A 19,843-nucleotide genomic window follows, 5' to 3' on the forward strand; every position below is an offset into this window, starting at 1 on the left:
AAAACCATCATCCTGTCGACCGGTGCACGCTGGAGAGAGATGAACGTTCCGGGTGAGCAGGAATACAAAACCCGTGGTGTGGCCTACTGCCCGCACTGTGACGGTCCACTGTTCAAGGGCAAGCGTGTGGCGGTGATTGGTGGCGGCAACTCGGGTGTTGAAGCCGCGATTGACCTGGCCGGGATTGTCGAGCATGTAACTTTGGTGGAATTTGACACCAAACTGCGTGCCGATCAGGTCTTGCAGGACAAACTGAACAGCCTGCCAAACACCACCGTGATCATGAATGCGCTGTCGACTGAAGTGGTCGGTGACGGTTCACAGGTCACTGCACTGAAATATAAGGACCGTGCTAGCAATGAGGAACATACGCTTGAACTGGCGGGAATCTTTGTACAGATCGGGCTGTTGCCAAACACGGATTTCCTGAAGGCATCAAAAGTTGAACTCAGCAACCGTGGCGAGATCGTGATTAACGAGCGCAACGAAACCAGTGTGAAAGGTGTATTTGCTGCCGGTGACTGTACCACGGTGCCATACAAGCAGATTATTATTGCCACCGGTGAAGGTGCCAAGGCATCACTGTCTGCTTTCGATTACATTATCCGTTCGGGGCAGTAATCTGTATTCAGTATAATACGTCTCTTGATCAGGCTTATATCACAAGGTGGTATAAGCCTTTTTTTTCACTCATTTTTTTATAAAAAATAATTACATTTAATTAACAATTTTAGCTCATTATTTATGCATTTTTTTAGCTATATTCAGAATACCCCTATTCAGGTGGGTGCCACAATTAGAAGGAAATGAAAATGAATAAATTGCTTATTGCTTTAGGTCTTGCTGCTAGCGTTGCCCTGGTGGGCTGTAACAAACAAGAAGCACCAGAAACAGGTGCAACCACTGGTGAACACCTTGAAAATGCAGCAGATCAGGCAGGTCATGACATTTCAAAAGCTGCTGATGAGGCTGCCGCAAAAACCGAGGCTGCGACTGAAGAAGCTACTGCTAAAATTGATGCTGCCGGTGAAGAAGCCGCTGCAAAAACTGAGGCCGCTGCCCAAAATGCTAAAGAAGCCGCTAAAGATGCCACTGTAGCGACTGCCAGTGCTGTAGAAGATGGAGCTGCCAATGTGAAAGAAAGAGCTCAACAATAATGTGAATCGTTGAAATAAAAAGGCTCCTTTTAAAGGGAGCTTTTTTATTGATTAATCATCCTTTTTTATCACATTTCTTCGATGGTAGTTGCAACAAATAATGCACATTTATATTTAACGTACTTTAAAACCTGAGCTGGCGGATCAGGTCGCAGTACAGCTTACTACCAATGATATTCTGGAAACGCATGCCCAGAATGAAATCTGCATTCACGAAAATACCAGAGCGAATCCCTTACAGATAGCGGGTTCTTCTGCGCTTGCATTTTCTGCCTGGGCATTATTTTCCATAATTTCTATTTTAGTAATTTCCGAACAATACCGCTCAATTGGGGTTGATGAACACTGCTAGTGGGCTATATAAACGCTTTGTCCTTTTATTTTACGGATAGCGCTGGAATTAAGGAAAGTTTGTAGGTTGCCATTTGGGAAATGATTGCCCTGAGCTTTGCAACCAGAACAGGCTCATTATTTGACGTCAGCCCCATGCCACTTATTATTTTTATAGATATACCTAATAAGATATTTAAAATTATAAATCAAATAATCTATTGTTTTAAATTATATTATGCATGAATAATACATTAAAATATCCCGACTAATTTAGTTGTTTTTATTCCCCCATGTCTATTATTGCTACAAAATCCAATCGGTCTAATCCATCGGTTTGGGTTGCTCTTTTTCTTTTGCTCGTTGGCACACTAGGTGCCTATCAAGTTGTTGGTCTTAATCAAGCCTTATTATTTCTGGTTGGCGGTGCCCTGGGCATGACCTTGTATCATGCATCCTTTGGTTTTACCTCAAGCTGGCGTGTTTTTATTCTGGAACGTCGTGGTCGTGGCTTACGTGCCCAAATGATCATGCTGGCGCTTGCCGTATTGCTGTTCTTTCCAGCCTTAGGTGCAGGCGAACTGTTTGGCAATCCCGTCAAAGGCAATGTCAATCCTGTTTCCATGTCTGTAATGATTGGCGCTTTTATCTTTGGTATAGGCATGCAACTGGGAGGCGGCTGTGCTTCAGGTACGCTTTATACCGTGGGTGGCGGTAGTGCGCGCATGATTGTGACCCTGATTTTCTTCTGCTTAGGCTCTTTAATTGCCACTGCGCATTTAGACTGGTGGTTTAACCTGCCGCATCTTGAACCCATTTCGATTGTATCGAGTTTAGGCGTAATTCCTGCACTTATCGTCAGCTTTGTGCTGTTCGCTGCAATTGCTCTTGCAACCGTCTTTTTTGAGAAGAAACGTCATGGTTCACTTGAAGTAGAACCCCAAGCTCAAACTCAAGGTCTTAAACGCTTCTTGGCTGGTCCATGGCCGCTTATTTGGGGCGGTATCATTCTGACCCTGCTTAACTTTGCCACCTTAGCTTTAGCCGGTCGTCCTTGGGGTGTGACTTCTGCACTTGCAGTCTGGGCGGCAAAAACAGCCAGCTTTGCCGGTGTAGACGTCGCCTCCTGGGCCTATTGGCAACAACCTGCCAATGCCAAAGCCTTGGCCAATTCATTGTGGTTCGATATTACCTCAATGATGAACTTCGGCATTATGCTTGGTGCATTATTGGCAGCAAGCCTTGCCGGTAAATTTGCGCCAAATCTCAACATTCCAAAACGCTCCCTAATTGCTGCTGTTGTGGGTGGTTTATTATTAGGCTACGGCGCACGCCTTGCCTATGGCTGTAATATCGGTGCTTACTTTAGCGGCATTGCTTCAGGCAGCTTGCATGGCTGGTTATGGCTGATCTTTGCTTTTATAGGTAATGCTCTTGGCGTGAAACTTCGTCCCATTTTCTTCCCTGGTGAACGACCACAACCCGAAAAATTAACCGGTTGTTAAATCCAGATTTCCGCCTATAAAAAAGCCCATCCAAGGATGGGCTTTTTTTGATTTATGCTATTTTTAATTAATGCAGCGCCGCTTTTAAATTACAGCCAAAGCCCATAATTTCCTGAGCCTGACGGTATGAGGTATAACGGTTTAAAATAAAGTCATAAAACTGGTCTGCATCTGCAAAATTTTTGCTTAAGTTTTCACCCTGCGCGTGGGGTAATTTCACCTGTCCGATAATATTCAGGTTTTGATGGCCCAACTGGTACATCTCGGCAAAATAGCCATTCATCATTTGACAATACGCCTGTTTGACCGGTTTTAAAGAGGTACTGCTCACCGCATGCAGGTTCAAAGTCTGCAACTGATTTACATCAAGCAGCGACTGGTCTGAAAAGGCAATATTGTTGCTTTTTTTAAAAGCCTGATAATCTTTAGATAACTGCTGATTTAAGCTTTCAAAGCGCTGCTGCAAGCTTGCCGCATCCTGCACCTTATATTTTTGAGGATCAATCTGGATTTTTTGCTGCTCGGAAGATGAACATGCTGAAACTATTACGCTTGAAATTAAAGTCGCCAAAATGAACGGCTTCATTATAAATTGTCCTCATCACTAAATCTTGCACTAGTATGCCTGAAATCTTCAGCTAAATTGACTTTTCATTCATATAACGCCAGTAACGCTTCGGCACATACTGAATATGCAGTTTCATATTTTGCCGAACCTGAATATTGACACTGCGGAAATAATCTTTCCACAGCTGGTCATACAGCAATTCCTGTTCGTCCAGTTCTACAGTAAATGCCTGACTATAGCCACTCGCCAGTGTGGCATCAACCTGATGAGCATTCATTTCGATTTGATGCACATTTTGCAAATCATAATAAATGCCGTATTTACGCTTTTCGTCATAAATCAGCCAGCGTTGATCCTGATAACGTGCCTTAAAATGCCGTTCAATCAGCGGCAACACATTAAAATCAGGCCGAACCAGACTTAAAAACAGACCATCCTGGCATTTCTTGAAGCGCACAAAGGCTTCCATACGATGCTTTTCACGACCTACCTGCTTTGCCCATTGCGCTAAAGCCAGCACATCAGCATGCCCATAATTTTCATCGACCTTGTAGCGACTTTGAAAAACATACAGGCAATAGTTAAACAGGTGCTGATGAGCGATTGGGTTTTCAGAGAGAAAAGTATAGTAAAAATTACGCTGACTCTGACCCGTTGTTTTTTGCTTCAATCCTTGCCAGACCCGCTGGGCATGTTCTTCATTGGATGCGACCTGTATCAAATCATCAAACAGACCCTTTTGTGCATGCGGATTACTCGTCACCTGCACCTGAAATTCTTTAAATTGAAAGGCACGAAACACGCAGCTCAACAGACCGGTCATGCTGCCATCAAAGCAGTAAATTGCCATTAAAAAGCAAAACCCAATTGTGGCGATAACTGCTGCACATATTTGGACTGTCCCGACTGCAAAATCTGGCTCCGAATCTGGCCGGGTAACTGCTCCTTAATAAATTTTGGCGTATCGGCACAGCGGATAAAATGCTGCGCACGGTTATATGCTACACCCATACGCTTCAGTTGATCGATGTGGATTTTGCCAAAGCGCCGTGCCTGGACAATTTTTTTCGCTGAACGCACGCCAATACCCGGAACACGTAAAATCATGCGGTAATCTGCCCGGTTCAGATCGACAGGAAACTGTTCAGGATGCCTTAATGCCCATCCCAACTTGGGATCAACATCCAGGTCCAGATTTGGGTGTTTTTCATCGACCAGTTCTGTCGCCTCAAAACCATAAAAACGCATCAGCCAGTCGCTTTGATAGAGCCGATTTTCTCTTAATAAGGGCGGTGCTGAACCAATTGCCGGCAAGGCTTTTTCCTGTTCATTAATTGGAATATAACCCGAGTAATACACCCGTTTCAGTTTAAATTCCTTGTAATGCCGGTCTGCCATTAAAATAATGTCTTGATCGCTTTCGCTATGTGCTCCCACCACCATTTGCGTGGTTTGCCCTGCAGGAACAAATGCAGGAACTGAGCGAATCATCTTGCGTTCATCTTTAAACTGGATTAAACGGTCACGAACAATACCCAAGTCTTTCTGTACTTCGGTATGTGTTTTCTCAGGAGCGAATTTTTGCAAGCCTGCTTCAGTCGGCATTTCTAAATTAATGCTCATCCGGTCGACATATAGCCCCGCTTCAGTAATGATTTCCGGTGATGCTCCAGGAATGGCCTTTAAATGAATATAACCGTTAAAATTTTCTTCCAGACGTAATTTTTTCACCACTTGCAGCATGCGCTCCATAGTGTAATCAGCCGACCTGAATATTCCCGAACTTAAAAACAAGCCTTCAATATAATTGCGGCGATAGAAGTTCATGGTCAAATCCACCACTTCCTGTACGGTAAAAGCCGCCCGTTTTACATCATTGGAACGACGTGACACACAGTAAGCACAATCATAAATACAGACATTGGAAAACAGAATTTTAAGCAAAGATACACAGCGTCCATCTTCGGTATAGCTATGACAGATACCCGAACCGGTATTCCCTAGGCCTTTGTCCTTATTTTTTCGGTTACTGCCACTTGAGGAACAGGAGACATCATATTTGGCAGCATCGGCTAAAATTTGCAGTTTTTCACGGATACGATCAGACATGTGTAATCAGCGCTAAAAAATGAATAGCTATTATAAAATTTTCAACTCAAGCAGCATGGACACTGATCTTTTATGCGACATAGTTTGACGCTTTATTTATCATTTCATTTTCATTTATTTTTAGTTGTAAAAAACTTTTTATTTCATAAAAAATAACGAATATTATTTGCTTAATTTATAGGGCTTGGGCAAAGTGATGATATGCATAGGAGCCAAATATGACTTTATTAGAACAACTTGAGATTAAACATCCTATTTTCCTCGCACCGATGGCGGGTGTTTCTACTCCTCAATTGGCTGCGGAGGTTTCCAATCAAGGTGGTTTGGGTTCATTAGGTTTGGGTGCCAGTACCGTTGAGGCAGCGCGTCAACAAATTTTAGAAACTCAAGCCCTTACTCATAAACCTTTTCAGGTCAATTTCTTCTGTCATCAAAGTTCAGTACTTGACCCCACTATTGCCAAACAATGGATTGAATACTTAAGACCTCAATTCGAGAAGTATCATGCAACTCCGCCGACAGAATTAAAATGTATTTATCCAAGTTTTCTTGATAACGATGACTATTTAGACCTGGTTTTAGAAACTCGACCTCAGGCAGTGAGTTTTCATTTCGGCATTCCGCATGCACACCAGATTCAGGCCTTAAAACAGGCAGGTATCATGACGATGGTTTCAGCAACCAATCTGGCTGAAGCGCTGCAGATTGAAGCTGCCGGCATTGATGTCATTATTGCACAAGGCATTGAAGCGGGCGGACACCGTGGCATTTTTAATGAAACATTTGACAGTGCCGTCAAAACTTCCGATCTGGTGCAATTGTTAAAACAGTACTGTAGCAAGCCTGTTGTGGCTGCTGGCGGGATTATGAATGGCACGCAGGCCCAACTGTTAATGCAGTTAGGCGCTGAAGCTGTTCAATTGGGCACTGCTTTCGTACAGTGCAAAAGCTCCAATGCCAATACAGCCTATCGGCAAGCCCTGTTTAGCAAACCGATTACCCAAATTACGGCCAGCATTTCGGGGCGGCCTGCTCGAGGTTTAATTAACCATTGGCATACCCAAATCGATCAGCCTGAACGTCCTCCAGTCGCCACCTACCCCTATTGCTATGACTTGGGGAAACAGTTGCATGCAGCAGCATCTGCACAAGGTGACCATGGTTTTGGAGCATTTTGGGCGGGAACCAATGTTGCCCAGATTCGGGAGATCGAAGCTGCAGATTTAATTAATCAACTGGTTCTGGAAATCAGTCAGGCCTAAGCTTAGGGCATAGACAGATTATAAAAAACCTCTCATCTGAGAGGTTTTTTTATAATCATTCACTTAACGGGTAGCCCGGTGCCAGGCATCTTTGGCCGCATATTTGGCTTCTTCCCAACTGAGACGGGACTGATCCTTGGTATTTTCCCATTTGCTTCTCAATTCCGGTTCCACATGCTCAAATTCGACATTAGGGTCGTATTGGGAGCGACTGCCATATCCGACCTGATAAGCACTGCGGTAATCACGATCATAATCTAAATCGGCATAGGTATTGTGGGTTTCATGGAAATAAGGCCGTTCACGGTGCTGCTCGCGCCAATAGGCATCTTCCTCTTCCGGATTTGCTGTTTGCGCAATGTCGTTACCCGCGATGCCCCCAACAATCCCCCCGACAATGCCCCCAACCACTGCACCTGGAGGACCACCTACCATTCCTAGTGTAGCCCCTACAGCTGCGCCTCCCAAAGTTCCGGCACCAGTCGCAGCCAGATGATCGCCCGCTTCATTCATATCGGGTACACGATGACTTTCAGTGGCTGGCGAATTCAGGTCAGGACGTGCACTATCAAGTGTGGGTGGACTAGATTTCAATGAATCCTGATTGAATGCATCACCCTGTTCTGGAGACATTTCTGTTGAAGCAGGATTAACCTGTGAAACTGGTCTATTGTGATTCACCATTTTCTTTCTCCTTCTGTCAGATCCATATCATCAAATTTTTTAGATAAGCAGCTTTAATGAGCTTCAGAAGAATTTAGCATAAGGTAATTTTTGACCAGCTCTGTCTTATAAGTGTCCTGATTGGGTGATGAGATGTTGTCGCATGTAATTCTTTGAATATTGTTATACAAATTACGCAAAAAAGTTTCGATATAGAAAAAACCACTACTCTTTTTTCATAAAATCCTTTGAAATAAAGAGCAGTGAAGCTATTTAAAATGAAGAAATGAAAAACAAATAAAAACTATTTGGTTTCAAGCAAGTTCACCGGCTCCACCTGTACATCACTCATGATTTCACCTTGAGCAAGAAGCTGGTTAAAATAGTCCTCTACGACATTAAACTGTTCAGTCGTGCTTTCCACCTTATACATATTTTGGCGGAATTCATTGCTTGAACGTAAACCTTTGGTGTACCAGGCAATATGTTTACGCGAAATACGGCAACCTGAGTATTCACCATAGAAGTCATACAGTTCAGATAAATGTCCCAATAACACATCTTTGACTTCAGCAATACTGGGTGCTGCAAGCTGTTCGCCTGTTTTTAAATAATGCGCAATTTCACGAAAAATCCAGGGGCGGCCTTGTGCGGCACGTCCAATCATGACTGCATCGGCACCCGTATAATCGAGCACATATTTGGCTTTTTCAGGGCTGTCGATATCACCATTGGCAATAACTGGAATATTCAACATTTCTTTGACTTCTTTAATTAAAGAATAACGTGCCGTATTCAAGTACATATCTTCACGGGTACGACCATGCAGTGCCAATGCGGCAATCCCCGCTTCTTCGGCACGCTTGGCAACCCGCAGGATATTTTCATGCCCATTTAAATATCCTAAACGGGTTTTTAAAGTCACAGGAACATCTACAGCAGCAACCACCGTATCTAAAATTCGTGCCACCAGATCTTCATCTTTTAATAATGCAGAACCTGCTAATTTATTACAGACTTTTTTGGCCGGGCATCCCATATTGATATCAACAATTTGTGCACCATTCGCCACCTGATAACGAGCCGCTTCCGCCAACTCATTGGGTTCAGAACCCGCAATCTGCGCAGAAATAGGCGCCAGTTCGCCGTCAAAATTGGCCCGGTACAGACTTTTCTTGCTCATGCGTAAGGTCTGGTCTGAAGTCATCATTTCACTGACCGCATGACCTGCACCAAAATATTTACACAAAGTCCGGAAAGGACGATCCGTAACACCTGCCATGGGAGCAACAATTAAATTATTTGACAGTTGATATGGACCGATATACATATAAATTCATCACTTTTTCGACTGACATAGTATACTGCATCTGCTGTATAGGCTCATCCTTTTGGAACATGTTTTCATCATTATGAAAAAAACTCTTTTTACTTCGTCCCGGTTTAAATCTTTGAGTATTCTGGCTTTGTCTTTGAGCCTGGTGGCATGCGGCGATGGTTCTTGGTGGTCAAAAAACAATGAACCCACACTAGAAGAAGATCAGGTTAAACGTCTTATTCCACCCCGCGTCAACGATCGTAGTTCTTGGGCCAATGATATTTACGACATTACCGATCAGCTCGGTATTCCCCAAACCAAAGAAAATATTTGCAGTATTGTGGCTGTGGTGGATCAGGAATCCAACTTCGTTGCTGACCCGCAAGTTCCGGGTTTAGGCGAAAAAGCGGTGAAGGAAGTTCAAGATCGTCTGGATGAAAAATTTAAAGATAAATTGGGTGATACTCTTGGTGGAACAGTTGCAGGATATTTCCAGCAAGTTTTAAAAAATCAGCCGAGTCCTGAAAATAATTATTTAAGCCAAATGCGTCGTGTGAAAACCGAACGTGAATTAGATGAACTCTATCGTGAAATTTTTGACTATATGTCAAAACATTATCATGTCAGTGCCTTAACCGGTGCAGCCAAACTGGTTGGTCAAGACATGGGCGAAAAATTAAATCCGATTACCACTTTAGGTTCCATGCAGGTTCATATTGGCTATGCCAAGGAACATAAACGCCAAGGCGGCAATATGGCCGAATTACGTACCGACTTATATAGTCAATATGGCGGTTTGTATTATGGCATCCACCGTTTGATGATGTACCCTGCCGATTATGATAAAGCGATTTATCGTTTTGCAGATTACAACTCTGGCATGTATTCAAGCCGCAACGCAGCTTTTCAAAGCATGCTCAATGACTTGACGGCAACCGAACTTGATCTTGATGGCGATTTGTTGCTTTACACCAAAGATGGTTCAATCCGTTCTGCAGCCAGTCAGTCCGAACGCGAACTGATCAGTGTATTTGCAGCCAACAATATTCTGGTGACACCACGGCAAATTCGTTCTGACCTGAAAAAAGAAAAAGAGAAAAGTTTCGAAGATACGGCAACTTATCGTGCTGTAACCAAGTTATATCAAGAGAAAACAGGCAAAGATCCAATTTATGCTATCATGCCTGAAGTGGTCATTTCTGGTCCTAAACTGAGTCGTGATTATAATACCAACTGGTTTGCAACACGCGTAAACGGAAGATATCAATCATGTATGCAACGGGCAAAAAGAATAAAAATTTAGCGCTCTTTGATTTTGATGGAACCCTATGTAAAAAGGACAGTTTTACAGGGTTTATCTTTTACGCCTTATCTAAACGCCATATTGTCAAACAAGGCATTAAAATTTTGCCCTGGATTCAAGCTTATTATTTGAATGTCTATTCTGCACCTGCCATGCGTTCCAGATTGTTTCGTGCGATGTTTAGCAATGCCAATGCCTTAGAACTGCAACAAATGGCACGAGAATACGCAACAAGTTTAATGTCTCAATTAAATCGGCCTTTGCTTAAGCAGCTTAAGCAGCATCAAGCTTTAGGCGATGATGTGGTTTTGGTTTCGGCATCCGTCGATGTCTATCTCAAGCATGTCTGTGAGCTACTTAATATTGATTTAATTTGTACCCATACTGAACAAATCAATAATATCTATACGGGACAATACACCACACCCGATTGTAGTTCGGAACAGAAAAGACAACGAATTTTAGAAAGATATCATTTAGCTGATTATGCTGTGATTTATGCTTATGGTAATAGTCATGAAGATCAAGAGATGCTCGCGCTTGCTGATCATGGCTATATGGTGGGTGGGTCTGATCATTTGCCAAACATTTTAGATCATAAAAAATTGGCTTAATTGTTTTAATATTAAACATCAAATGCAATAAAAAAACCCACAATGGATTGTGGGTTTTTAGCTTTTGAAAAATTACATGTAGCGTTTAACAAGGCAAAAACCGGAAAGCCGCTGCAATTCATTTCAACATCTCGTTTCAAAAACAGTTGATAGCTTATATGCAAGTATGTGCAAATAGAAGCTTTTACAGCTCAACTTCATTCCAAGCCAATACTGTAGTTTTGATTGATCCACCACCCGCAAACGGATTATTAGGGTCACCTCCAAGGAAACTCGCATCATAAGTAATAGACATGTTACCACCACCATTAAGATTCATAGAAGCATTGCCAAAAGTATATGTACCTGGACTACTTCCCTGAATATTCGCTACATAGACTCCACCACGAATTGACGTGTTACCACCACCATTGCCATTAAATGACCCTAAAATGATTAGAACACCCTTGAAATCACACTGGTTACCATTTGGGGAATAATCACCACGAATAATGACAATGCCTGCACATGATGGAACAGAGTCAGCTAACTTACCGGATACACTTCCGTTAATATAAGTTACACCTGACGCATTCTTAATTGATTCAACCAATGCCATTACGTTATTTGCATCACCCCAAATACCCAAGTCGGTATTTTTCACACATGCCCCACTTCCAGTAGGGCAATCAGCACCCCCACTATAATGGTCTGAATCACGTCTATTGCTAGGTATACCAGTTAGCACAGTACTGGCACTCGAATTCATAGTCGCAATAGCAAGTTTATTTTGACCATCAATTTTAAAATTATTACTATTTTTACCGGTAAAAGAGCCAACTGTTCCGCCCAAAGTCAAAGCAGCTGGAAGGTCAGGTAATTTTACAGCACCAGGAAACTGCCCCTTAATCTTGATCTGATAAACGCTTTCGCCCAAAATTTTAGTCGTACTTCCACTGGTTTTGATTAAATTGCCCGTGACTTTTACGGTGACAATTTTATTGGTGTTATCCCAACATGGATTGCTTGCACAACCCACAGGATGTTTAGAAGGATCAATCCAGTAATATCCATTATTACCCGAATTAACCGTCAATGTCCCTGAGTTGGTCTTTGGAATACCGGCAGAGGTATTCCAGTTTTGTTGCGTTGTTCCCGTCGGCCACCCACCACCGGACGCTTTAAACTGACCGTTTAACCAAGTTAAAAATTGTGTAGCACCATCTTCGGCAGCATTAGTCGTAATGACTTTATTATTTATATTGGCGGTCATTTTATCTTGGAAGATCGTACCACGCATAGCATAAAGACTGATCATGGTCGCTGCAAATAACACCACCACGGTAATTATGAGGACAGAACCTTGTTGTTTTTTCATTTTTCTCAACTTCCATTAATTACTGTCGATGGCGATAGGATGAGATATTGATGTACCACATGTTAGTGTCAAATTCATCTGTTTCTTATTACCACTACTTGAAAAGGCATACTTCTGTATCGAAGCCAAGTTCTCAGTTGAGCTATTCGTATCGCCTGCCGCTTTAATTTTCCAATCCCCAAGGTTAGTATTCGGCTGGACAGTCACTGTTACTTCAGCCCCCTTACCCGCTATATAATTATTCCACGAAGAGGTAGTCGTAACTTTATTCGAAGAAAGCGTTATTTTTGTCAACACATCAGGACAATCAAATGTGACAAAATTAATTGTACTTGAAAGATTCTCACCACATCTCACTGTAAGGCTCATCGGCTGTTTATTTCCGCTAGGAAGCGTAAAAGTATTCGTGAGCTGTAGAGCATTAAAATCCAAGCTATCTTTTTGTATTTGCCAACCTGTAGTAGTAACATCACTAGCTACAACCACATTTTCACCTTTATCAGCAGTAATTGTTCTTGAAATAGCATTCCATTTAGCCGTGCTAAATCCAGTCCCAGAAACATTAAGGTTCGCCAGCATTGTGTCTACACATTGTGCTGTACCACCTGTTGTACCACCTGTTGTACCACCTGTTGTACCACCTGTTCCTGTTGACGGATTTACAAGGCTCGTTCCTCCTGTTGAAGCCAATTGAGTCATTGCCCGAAGGTGAGAGGTCGCAACAAAGTCAATAGTGGGCTGCTGAGCGCCGCCATCGTTTATACTCATTTGGGTTAATACACTGGTTATTGTTCCCCACACGCCATCAACAGTAGAATTGATTGCATCACTAGAATCTAAATACGGTTGATACGCTAAAGGGGTAGTACCAGTTCCATTTTGAATCCCATAAGCAAATTTTAATCCCGAAACATTTTTTGCTAAGGTAACGGTTTGTGTGGTTCCATCATTCAAAACAAGTTCACAAATAAGTTCATTGTCTGTATTTAGCTTAAATGTATTTACAGAGGAATGATTTGTCTCACCTAAACAATCTCTTTGTGAACTATCAAAATATACAATTAACTCATTATTATTTGCAGGGAATCCAAAGGAAGTGGCTTGTCTTACTAAGCGTGTAATCGTTGTCGAAGCAAAGCGAAAATTCTCTTGTGAACGGTCCATCACATCTTTTTCAAGAATGAGTTTCTGATTGGAAAACAAGACTGTGAATGCACCTGCGGTAATAATCAAACCTACCGTTAACCCCACCATAAGTTCAATCAGAGAAACTCCCGCTTGAGAGTATCGCTGACTTGCTATTTTTCTTTTCATACGATGTTCCCCCAATTAAACTTCACATTTTGGTACTGAAAAATAATAGATAAAGCTTTCTTTATCTGCTGGATTAGCTTCATACCATTTCGCTTTTTTATTTTCCCATTCAATCGTTATTTTATAACGTCGTTTGGTTGAATCAACTATTTCAAGATTTCCCAACCAGCCATTCATACGGTTATGTAAAGCAATCTGCTCGGTAGTCAGCCCATTAACAAAGCTACTTGTATTCCCCGTCACTTTCCAACGATTTTCCCATTGTGTTTTAATTGCATTAACTTTTGTCGTATCAGGTTGACCTGTACTGTTATCCAAAGAACAGACACTGGCCCACATTCTATCAATTAAATCATTGGCTTGAATGCTTGCAATCGTGCGCTGTGTTGTAAGCGCGCTCTGCTGCACAGATTTTATGTGTAACACCCCCAGCCCCAATAGCACACCAGCGGTGATAAACATCGCAATTAATGCTTCCAAAAGTGCAAAACCTTGTTGTAAGTTCATTTTTTGCATAAGTTAGCACCCCGATTTACTTTTAAACGCTCTACCAATGACTTCTACACACACAGAATAGGTATTTGCATCTGGAATAGTAACTGTTATTTCATGTTCAGCAGTTGTTGATCCGAAGGTGTTAAAGGTTATTGTTTCAGGACCAGTAATAGAAAGTTGAGAACTGTCAAAAGTCAATTTCTGAATAGGAGTAGTTGAACCAGAATGCGTAGCAATCAGACCAGTTGACCAATTTGTTTTGTTTGCTGATAGACAACTTGAACCATCAGAACTCCCACATACAATCACTGTTTTACCGAGTCGAATCGCTTCTGTTCGCGATTGTTGTAGAAAACTCAAAATATCTCCACTACTCGTATTCACTTTAGTATTGTGAAGCATCTGACTTAGATTTGGTGCTGCCAAAGTGGCAATGATTGCCAAAATTGCTATGGTAACCATCAATTCAATCAGGGTGAATGCGCTTTGTTTTTTCATTTCCAACACCCTGATGTTGTTGGAGTTTTTGTACCATCTTCCTTCAGTGTGAGCGTGCCACACATGGAATCATTTTGAGCACTGGTTGGTGTTGCTGTAATGGTGTAAGTCTGCGAGGCATTCGCGATACTGACTGAAATCGTATAATAGGCAGACACATTGCTAGGATTCTTTAAACTGGCAGGAATACTTGCTTCCGCTGGATAACTAAAACTCGCGTTATATTTACTTTCTAAATACTGGGCTAAACTTAACATTGCGGACTGTGCTTCTGTACGATGACTTGCCACAATATATTTCGTATAACTTGGGAGTGCTATCGCTGCTAAAATTGCAATAATTGCAACAGTGACCATTAATTCGATAAGTGTGAAACCTGACTGCTTAGAATGATGAATGATCTGTCTATTAGTATACATTTTATTAATCTCTTACAGTCTGTAACTATCTGTAAGTAAAATACCATAAAGTAATTAAGGTTTAATTTGTATAAATGCTCATTTTTTACTTTACAAACACCCCATCATAAATATAAATGATAATTATTATTATTTTACCTTGTATTTAAAATTAAAATAATCCTTACATTTAGCTCTCATAAAATATGTTAAATTAATAATTTAATTCTATTTTTCAATAGGATGTAAAAATTAAATAAAAAATATATGAATTTTTCAGCAAAATAGTTTGAAAGTGTTTTTATAACAAGATATGTATAACAGATTAATTTTTACGAACTTTTATTTTCAAAAATAAACAATAGCAAAAATGCTCAAAATAATAAATTTCATGTTTTTTTGAAAAAAATTCACCAATAAATTATAAAAAGTATTGTTTGAAACAGTCTACTGTATGAATTAAATGTTTAATCTATTCCTCAAATATAAAAAGTGACTCTTTCAAATTCACTTTTAGTTAAAAATTTGCCTAGATGAAAAAATCATGTCTTATCGCAATTCAAATCGCTTTTACAACTTTAATGATTCTTCCACCTATTTAAATTTATTTACTTCTTGAATGGAAAAGCGTATTTAGCAATACGTTTAATTACACTGCCATACTGCTTAAACAGGTTGGCATTATTATAATTTAAACCATATTTCTCACATACTGCCTGAACTTTAGGTGCCATTTTACGATAACGGCGTGCCGGAATGTCCGGATATAAGTGATGCTCGATTTGATGGCTTAAGTGACCGGTCAAAATATGGAATGCTTCTGAACCTGTCAAATTGGATGAACCACGAATCTGACGCATATACCAATGTCCGCGACTTTCATTTTCCAGTACCGTTTTCGGAAAAACCTCCACATCTTTAGTGAAATGACCACAGAAAATAATACTGAAAGTCCAGATGTTACGGATTCCGTTCGCAACTAGATTGCCGGTAAATACCGGTAAAGCAGCTGGACCTGCAATCAATGGAAAGAAAACGTAATCTTTAAACAATTGTTTACCGATTTTCTTTTGGAGTGGCTTCCACTCTTCTTTGAGTACCTGTTTACTCTTGCGCCCAAACCAAACTTTACCCAATTCCAGATTTTGAATGGCTACACCCCACTGGAATAACAGACAAAATGGAATCGCATAAATCGGCTGTAAAAGATAGCCTGGTTTCCAGCGCTGTTCAGGGAACAAACGCAGCAAGCCATAACCGATATCATCATCCATCCCTTTAATATTGGTATAAGTATGATGCTTGTAGTTATGGGTTTGACGCCAGTTATCTGCTGTGCCGACGATATCCCACTCGTAACTTGGGCCATGGAATTTAGGATCATTCATCCAGTCATATTGACCATGCATAACATTATGACCCAATTCCATATTTTCCATAATTTTGGCAAAACCAAGTAAGCCTGTACCTAATACCCAGGCCGGCGGAAACCAGCCAGCAAATAAACAGGCACGTCCAGCAATTGAAGCATAACGAATGGTTGAGTAAACACGACGGATATATTTCGCGTCTTTTTCGCCAATATCATCAAGCACTTCTTGTTTAATGGCATCCAGCTCACGGGCCAAATCATCTAGTTGAGATTGAGTGAGCTCACCATTTTTCGGATTTTTAAAATATTCTACTTTAACGGGCATATTCATGATTTTTAACTCACTTATAAATCAATGACAAGGTCAGACTGTGCTGAATTGACACAGATTTTCAATAAATTACCAGGTTCAGAATTTTGACTACCATTTACTAAGTCTTTAGTTGAACCTTCAACTTTATTACAGACACATTTATGACAAATGCCCATACGGCAGCCGTGGGTAGGTCTGATATTTTGCTGTTCCAGGCTGGTTAAAATAGACTGCCCTTTAGGAATGGCCAGTACTTTGTTTGATTTCAATAAGGTCACATTAACAAAGCCCATGTCCGAACTTTCAACGGTACTCATGCTAAAAGCTTCACTTTTAAAACTCTGGGCATGGGCAAATAACTGTTCAGCCTGTGCAACAAATCCGGATGGGCCGCAGGCATACACCAGGCTGTTTTCGATATTGTCCAACAAAGCCAGATGGTCCTGGTTTAAGCGTTTGCCCGCATTTTCTTCCTGGGTATAAAAAACCTGAAATGAGAAATTCGGATATTGTTCCGCAAGCTTTTCAAAACGCGCTTTAAAAGCTGCATCGGCATATTCTTTGACCCAATACAACAACTGGATAGGTGCTTGAGTCATACGATCCGTTTTAGAAAGCGCTTTAAGCAAGCTTAACATTGGGGTAATACCGCTACCCGCAGCGAGCAAGATCATCGGCTGAGCTTGTTCTGGTAACAGCATGTCCCCATAAGGCTGCCCAAATTCAAGAATATCGCCGACTTGTGCCTGCTCAACCAGCCAGGAACTAACTTTACCCTGATCAACTTTTTTCACTGTTAATAAGACATGTTGCGCATCAAGTTGGGTCAGACTATAGCTACGTTCATAGCGAACACCATTCACTTCCACAAAAACTGGATGATGCTGCCCTGCTTGCCCCATTTGAAAATGACGGTTCACTTGAATAGTCAAACTCATCATATTTTGTGCAGAATTTTCTTTTTGGACAATTTTGCCTAAGGCTTGATTGATTGACCAAAGCGTATTGAATTTCTGCAGCCAGAAATTGGCTGCGTGCTGATCCATAACGCTTTCAGCTAGTGAACTCAGGGGAGATTTTTTCATTTTTTCTACAACATGCATAGTCAGTACCACGCGATTGAATTTTAATTATTATACACATGTATATATATTTGTATATATATTTGTATTATTTCTAATCATTTCCCAAGTTGCACTGCAACCGCTATAATGTTTTTGTGTTTCTAATCCCTTGAAAAATATGAACCAGTCTTCAATCAAAAAAAGTGTTGATGCGCCTGTTGATAAACAGAATTTTGTTCATGAACCGGTGATCGTCCGTACCGTGGGTCGAAAAGCAACCATTACCAAAGAAGAGCTGTTTCAAGCTGCATTGAATTTAATTGGACCGCAAAAAAGCATCTCCTCCTTAAGCTTACGTGAAGTTGCACGTGAGGCAGGTATTGCTCCAAACAGTTTTTATAGACATTTTAAAGATATAGATGAACTTGCAATTGAATTGATTGATCGTGCAGGGATTGTATTGCGTCAAATTTTGCATCAAGCGCGTTTAAAGGCTTCTAAGGAAAACAGCATTATTCGCAGTTCAGTCGAAATTTTTATTGAACAATTAGATGCAGATGAAGGAAATTTAAGTTTATTATTGCGTGAAGCCTATACCGGTTCTGCGTCTTATAAAGCAGCAGTGCAACGTCAGCTAAATTATTTCCAGCAAGAGTTGCAGGAAGATTTAATTCGTCTGGAACGCCTCAATAACAATAGGCTTTCTCACCCCGACATTGCCGCTAAAGCCATTACCCAGCTGGTATTTAATATGGGTGCAACGGTCATCGATATTTCTGCGAAGGAACGCAAGGAAATTGCCGAACAAACCATGATCATGATTCGCATGATTATAGAAGGTGCACGTCATCTGGATGAAGCTCAAATTCGATAATCTTTAACGCGATTGCTCGTGAAGGATGCAAAATTGAATCCTTCACTTTTCCTTAAATACTTTGCTGTTTGGCAATCCTCTGCTTCACCCATTTGGCTGTGCTCTCCGGTTGCTCTAAAGGAAACATATGCCCACCTTCCACCACACTAAACTCAATTCCATAGATTTTTTTCATCCCTTGCGGTAAGCCCTGTTTATAAAAGTGGCTCTGTTTTGCGGTAATCAGATGTACCGGAACTTGAGGTGCTTTACGTGGAGTACGCCACCACCACGCAGGTACTGTTCTAAAAATTTCAGCTTCAACCGCTTTAGGAATAGTTAAGGTCGCGCCCCCTCTGCTTTGATCTTCTGTAATAGCATGGGCAAAATAATCATCAAAACACTGCTGATCAAAATTCTTGAACAAGCGGTTATTTCGCAAAGATGTATATGCTTCATCAAAACTGCACCAATGATCATTGCGTTTAAGCGTAATCGCGGCTGGCGTGATTTTATCCACGGCTTTTAATTTCAGCTTTTGCAAACCCTCAAAAATGGCAGATTTAGGTCCGATCACAAAAGGCGGATCCATAATCACCAACTGTGAAAACAGATCAGGACGTTTATAGGCCGCCATTAGAGTAAGCAAAGAACCAAATGAATGCCCCAAACCAATCACCTGCTGTTCTGGAAATTGCCGTTCAATGTCTGCAATTACCTGTTCAACCAGATAATGCCAGGTCAGAGTCACCGGATATCTGAGATCCAGACCAATCACCGAAATGGCTTTAAGATCAAATTCTGGTCCCAAACAGCGGAAAAACTTTTGATAGCTGGCCGAAGGAATCCCATTGGCATGGGTAAAATGAATCGCCTGTTTTCTGAATAATCCATCTGCCATATAAGCTACTCTTATTTTCATTTACATTTATCTGATTAACAGCATCGTAGCTTAAGGAAAAATAGACTGGGATGACATCCATAAATGCATGATTCACTGACTTGCAAGTCAGATGGCTTAAATACAGAATTCTATACAATAAATGATTTGACTGCTGCGGTTTATTTTCGCCAAACCACCAGAAACTGACTGCCTAAAAAAGTTGCTCCGCAAGTCGTCTTGTCCCCTGCAATCACCACCCCACGCCCTTTCACAGTGGTTGACTGTTTCGCCGCAATGGCTGACACAACCATTTGGCATTTTGGACAATAATGTTTCATACCATGCAAATGCACAGCGATTCCATTCATAATAAAAGAAGGATCACATTCCGAGATTATTCCGCCGTGCGACGTGCTAGAACCCATGGTAATTAAAGACTGAGCCATTGTTATTCTTCTTATATTTTA

At 41.2% G+C, this 19,843-nt stretch carries 22 protein-coding genes; 8 read left to right on the forward strand and 14 right to left on the reverse strand.

All coding sequences use genetic code 11. The features are described 5' to 3' along the window. The 4 genes from H4I94_RS14515 to H4I94_RS14525 form a co-directional block, all read left to right on the forward strand. Window positions 1–621, forward strand: a 621-nt coding sequence (locus H4I94_RS14515; RefSeq protein WP_261183559.1) for an FAD-dependent oxidoreductase, incomplete at its 5' end; no start/stop codon positions are given. Between the two features lie 191 nt (window positions 622–812). After that, on the forward strand, window positions 813–1,157 hold the full coding sequence (locus tag H4I94_RS14520; RefSeq protein ID WP_092818392.1) for a hypothetical protein: 345 nt from the start codon (window positions 813–815) through the stop codon (window positions 1,155–1,157). Between the two features lie 178 nt (window positions 1,158–1,335). After that, a complete protein-coding gene (locus H4I94_RS16335) occupies window positions 1,336–1,509 on the forward strand; it encodes a hypothetical protein (RefSeq protein ID WP_409976768.1) in 174 nt (57 codons plus the stop codon). A 271-nt stretch (window positions 1,510–1,780) separates the two neighbouring features. After that, window positions 1,781–2,992 (forward strand): YeeE/YedE family protein, encoded by a 1,212-nt coding sequence (locus H4I94_RS14525; protein WP_261183561.1) that lies wholly within the window; start codon window positions 1,781–1,783, stop codon window positions 2,990–2,992. Window positions 2,993–3,059: 67 nt separating this feature from the next. Here the strand turns inward: H4I94_RS14525 and H4I94_RS14530 are convergent, their stop codons facing one another. From H4I94_RS14530 to H4I94_RS14540, 3 genes are read right to left on the reverse strand one after another with little or no spacing between them, the layout of a single operon-like run. Beyond that, window positions 3,060–3,578, reverse strand: a complete 519-nt coding sequence (locus tag H4I94_RS14530) for a hypothetical protein (protein WP_261183562.1) — start codon at window positions 3,576–3,578, stop codon at window positions 3,060–3,062. A gap of 52 nt (window positions 3,579–3,630) precedes the next feature. Next, window positions 3,631–4,410 carry a TIGR03915 family putative DNA repair protein gene (locus tag H4I94_RS14535; protein WP_261183563.1) on the reverse strand — a complete coding sequence of 260 codons (780 nt, stop codon included), beginning with the start codon at window positions 4,408–4,410 and terminating at the stop codon, window positions 3,631–3,633. Further along, window positions 4,410–5,669, reverse strand: coding sequence for a putative DNA modification/repair radical SAM protein (locus H4I94_RS14540; RefSeq protein WP_261183564.1), 1,260 nt, complete (start codon window positions 5,667–5,669; stop codon window positions 4,410–4,412). Before H4I94_RS14540 ends, H4I94_RS14535 begins: the two co-directional genes overlap by 1 nt. Window positions 5,670–5,887: 218 nt before the next feature. On the opposite strand from H4I94_RS14540, the gene H4I94_RS14545 reads away from it, so the two are divergent. Beyond that, window positions 5,888–6,931, forward strand: a complete 1,044-nt coding sequence (locus tag H4I94_RS14545; protein ID WP_261183565.1) for an NAD(P)H-dependent flavin oxidoreductase — start codon at window positions 5,888–5,890, stop codon at window positions 6,929–6,931. A gap of 63 nt (window positions 6,932–6,994) precedes the next feature. On the opposite strand, the gene H4I94_RS14550 is transcribed toward H4I94_RS14545, so the two are convergent. Both H4I94_RS14550 and dusB read right to left on the reverse strand, forming a co-directional pair. Further along, entirely contained in the window at window positions 6,995–7,615 is a 621-nt protein-coding gene (locus tag H4I94_RS14550; protein ID WP_261183566.1) for a hypothetical protein, read from the reverse strand. A gap of 283 nt (window positions 7,616–7,898) precedes the next feature. Beyond that, window positions 7,899–8,924: a tRNA dihydrouridine synthase DusB gene (dusB, locus tag H4I94_RS14555; RefSeq protein ID WP_261183567.1), complete on the reverse strand. Its 1,026-nt coding sequence runs from the start codon at window positions 8,922–8,924 to the stop codon at window positions 7,899–7,901. An 82-nt stretch (window positions 8,925–9,006) separates the two neighbouring features. Between dusB and H4I94_RS14560 the strand changes: the two genes are divergently transcribed. Both H4I94_RS14560 and H4I94_RS14565 read left to right on the forward strand, forming a co-directional pair. Beyond that, window positions 9,007–10,215, forward strand: coding sequence for a DUF1615 domain-containing protein (locus H4I94_RS14560; RefSeq protein WP_261183568.1), 1,209 nt, complete (start codon window positions 9,007–9,009; stop codon window positions 10,213–10,215). Beyond that, a complete protein-coding gene (locus H4I94_RS14565; RefSeq protein ID WP_261183569.1) occupies window positions 10,182–10,829 on the forward strand; it encodes an HAD-IB family hydrolase in 648 nt (215 codons plus the stop codon). The genes H4I94_RS14560 and H4I94_RS14565 overlap by 34 nt, the downstream gene beginning before the upstream one ends. Before the next feature lie 184 nt (window positions 10,830–11,013). On the opposite strand, the gene H4I94_RS14570 is transcribed toward H4I94_RS14565, so the two are convergent. From H4I94_RS14570 to H4I94_RS14600, 7 genes are all read right to left on the reverse strand, one after another. Beyond that, window positions 11,014–12,186: a hypothetical protein gene (locus H4I94_RS14570; protein WP_092818403.1), complete on the reverse strand. Its 1,173-nt coding sequence runs from the start codon at window positions 12,184–12,186 to the stop codon at window positions 11,014–11,016. Between the two features lie 15 nt (window positions 12,187–12,201). Next, window positions 12,202–13,500 carry a PilW family protein gene (locus tag H4I94_RS14575; protein ID WP_261183572.1) on the reverse strand — a complete coding sequence of 433 codons (1,299 nt, stop codon included), beginning with the start codon at window positions 13,498–13,500 and terminating at the stop codon, window positions 12,202–12,204. A gap of 15 nt (window positions 13,501–13,515) precedes the next feature. Next, window positions 13,516–14,016 carry a hypothetical protein gene (locus H4I94_RS14580; RefSeq protein ID WP_092818405.1) on the reverse strand — a complete coding sequence of 167 codons (501 nt, stop codon included), beginning with the start codon at window positions 14,014–14,016 and terminating at the stop codon, window positions 13,516–13,518. Window positions 14,017–14,019: 3 nt separating this feature from the next. Further along, window positions 14,020–14,493, reverse strand: a complete 474-nt coding sequence (locus H4I94_RS14585; protein ID WP_261183574.1) for a GspH/FimT family pseudopilin — start codon at window positions 14,491–14,493, stop codon at window positions 14,020–14,022. Continuing rightward, on the reverse strand, window positions 14,490–14,912 hold the full coding sequence (locus tag H4I94_RS14590) for a type IV pilin protein (RefSeq protein WP_092818407.1): 423 nt from the start codon (window positions 14,910–14,912) through the stop codon (window positions 14,490–14,492). Before H4I94_RS14590 ends, H4I94_RS14585 begins: the two co-directional genes overlap by 4 nt. Window positions 14,913–15,499: 587 nt before the next feature. Beyond that, complete coding sequence (locus H4I94_RS14595; RefSeq protein WP_261183575.1) at window positions 15,500–16,594, reverse strand: fatty acid desaturase family protein; 1,095 nt, start codon at window positions 16,592–16,594, stop codon at window positions 15,500–15,502. Between the two features lie 14 nt (window positions 16,595–16,608). After that, window positions 16,609–17,679, reverse strand: a complete 1,071-nt coding sequence (locus H4I94_RS14600) for a ferredoxin reductase (protein ID WP_261183576.1) — start codon at window positions 17,677–17,679, stop codon at window positions 16,609–16,611. Window positions 17,680–17,818: 139 nt separating this feature from the next. Between H4I94_RS14600 and fabR the strand changes: the two genes are divergently transcribed. Then, window positions 17,819–18,514: an HTH-type transcriptional repressor FabR gene (fabR, locus tag H4I94_RS14605; protein ID WP_261183577.1), complete on the forward strand. Its 696-nt coding sequence runs from the start codon at window positions 17,819–17,821 to the stop codon at window positions 18,512–18,514. A gap of 52 nt (window positions 18,515–18,566) precedes the next feature. On the opposite strand, the gene H4I94_RS14610 is transcribed toward fabR, so the two are convergent. Continuing rightward, a complete protein-coding gene (locus H4I94_RS14610; protein WP_261183578.1) occupies window positions 18,567–19,394 on the reverse strand; it encodes an alpha/beta fold hydrolase in 828 nt (275 codons plus the stop codon). 161 nt (window positions 19,395–19,555) lie between these two features. Beyond that, window positions 19,556–19,822, reverse strand: coding sequence for a PAAR domain-containing protein (locus H4I94_RS14615; protein WP_261183579.1), 267 nt, complete (start codon window positions 19,820–19,822; stop codon window positions 19,556–19,558). Window positions 19,823–19,843 lie beyond the last annotated feature (21 nt).

The sequence above is a fragment of the Acinetobacter sp. T_3_1 genome (assembly GCF_025377055.1).
In the GTDB taxonomy this organism is placed as follows: Bacteria; Pseudomonadota; Gammaproteobacteria; order Pseudomonadales; family Moraxellaceae; genus Acinetobacter; species Acinetobacter kookii.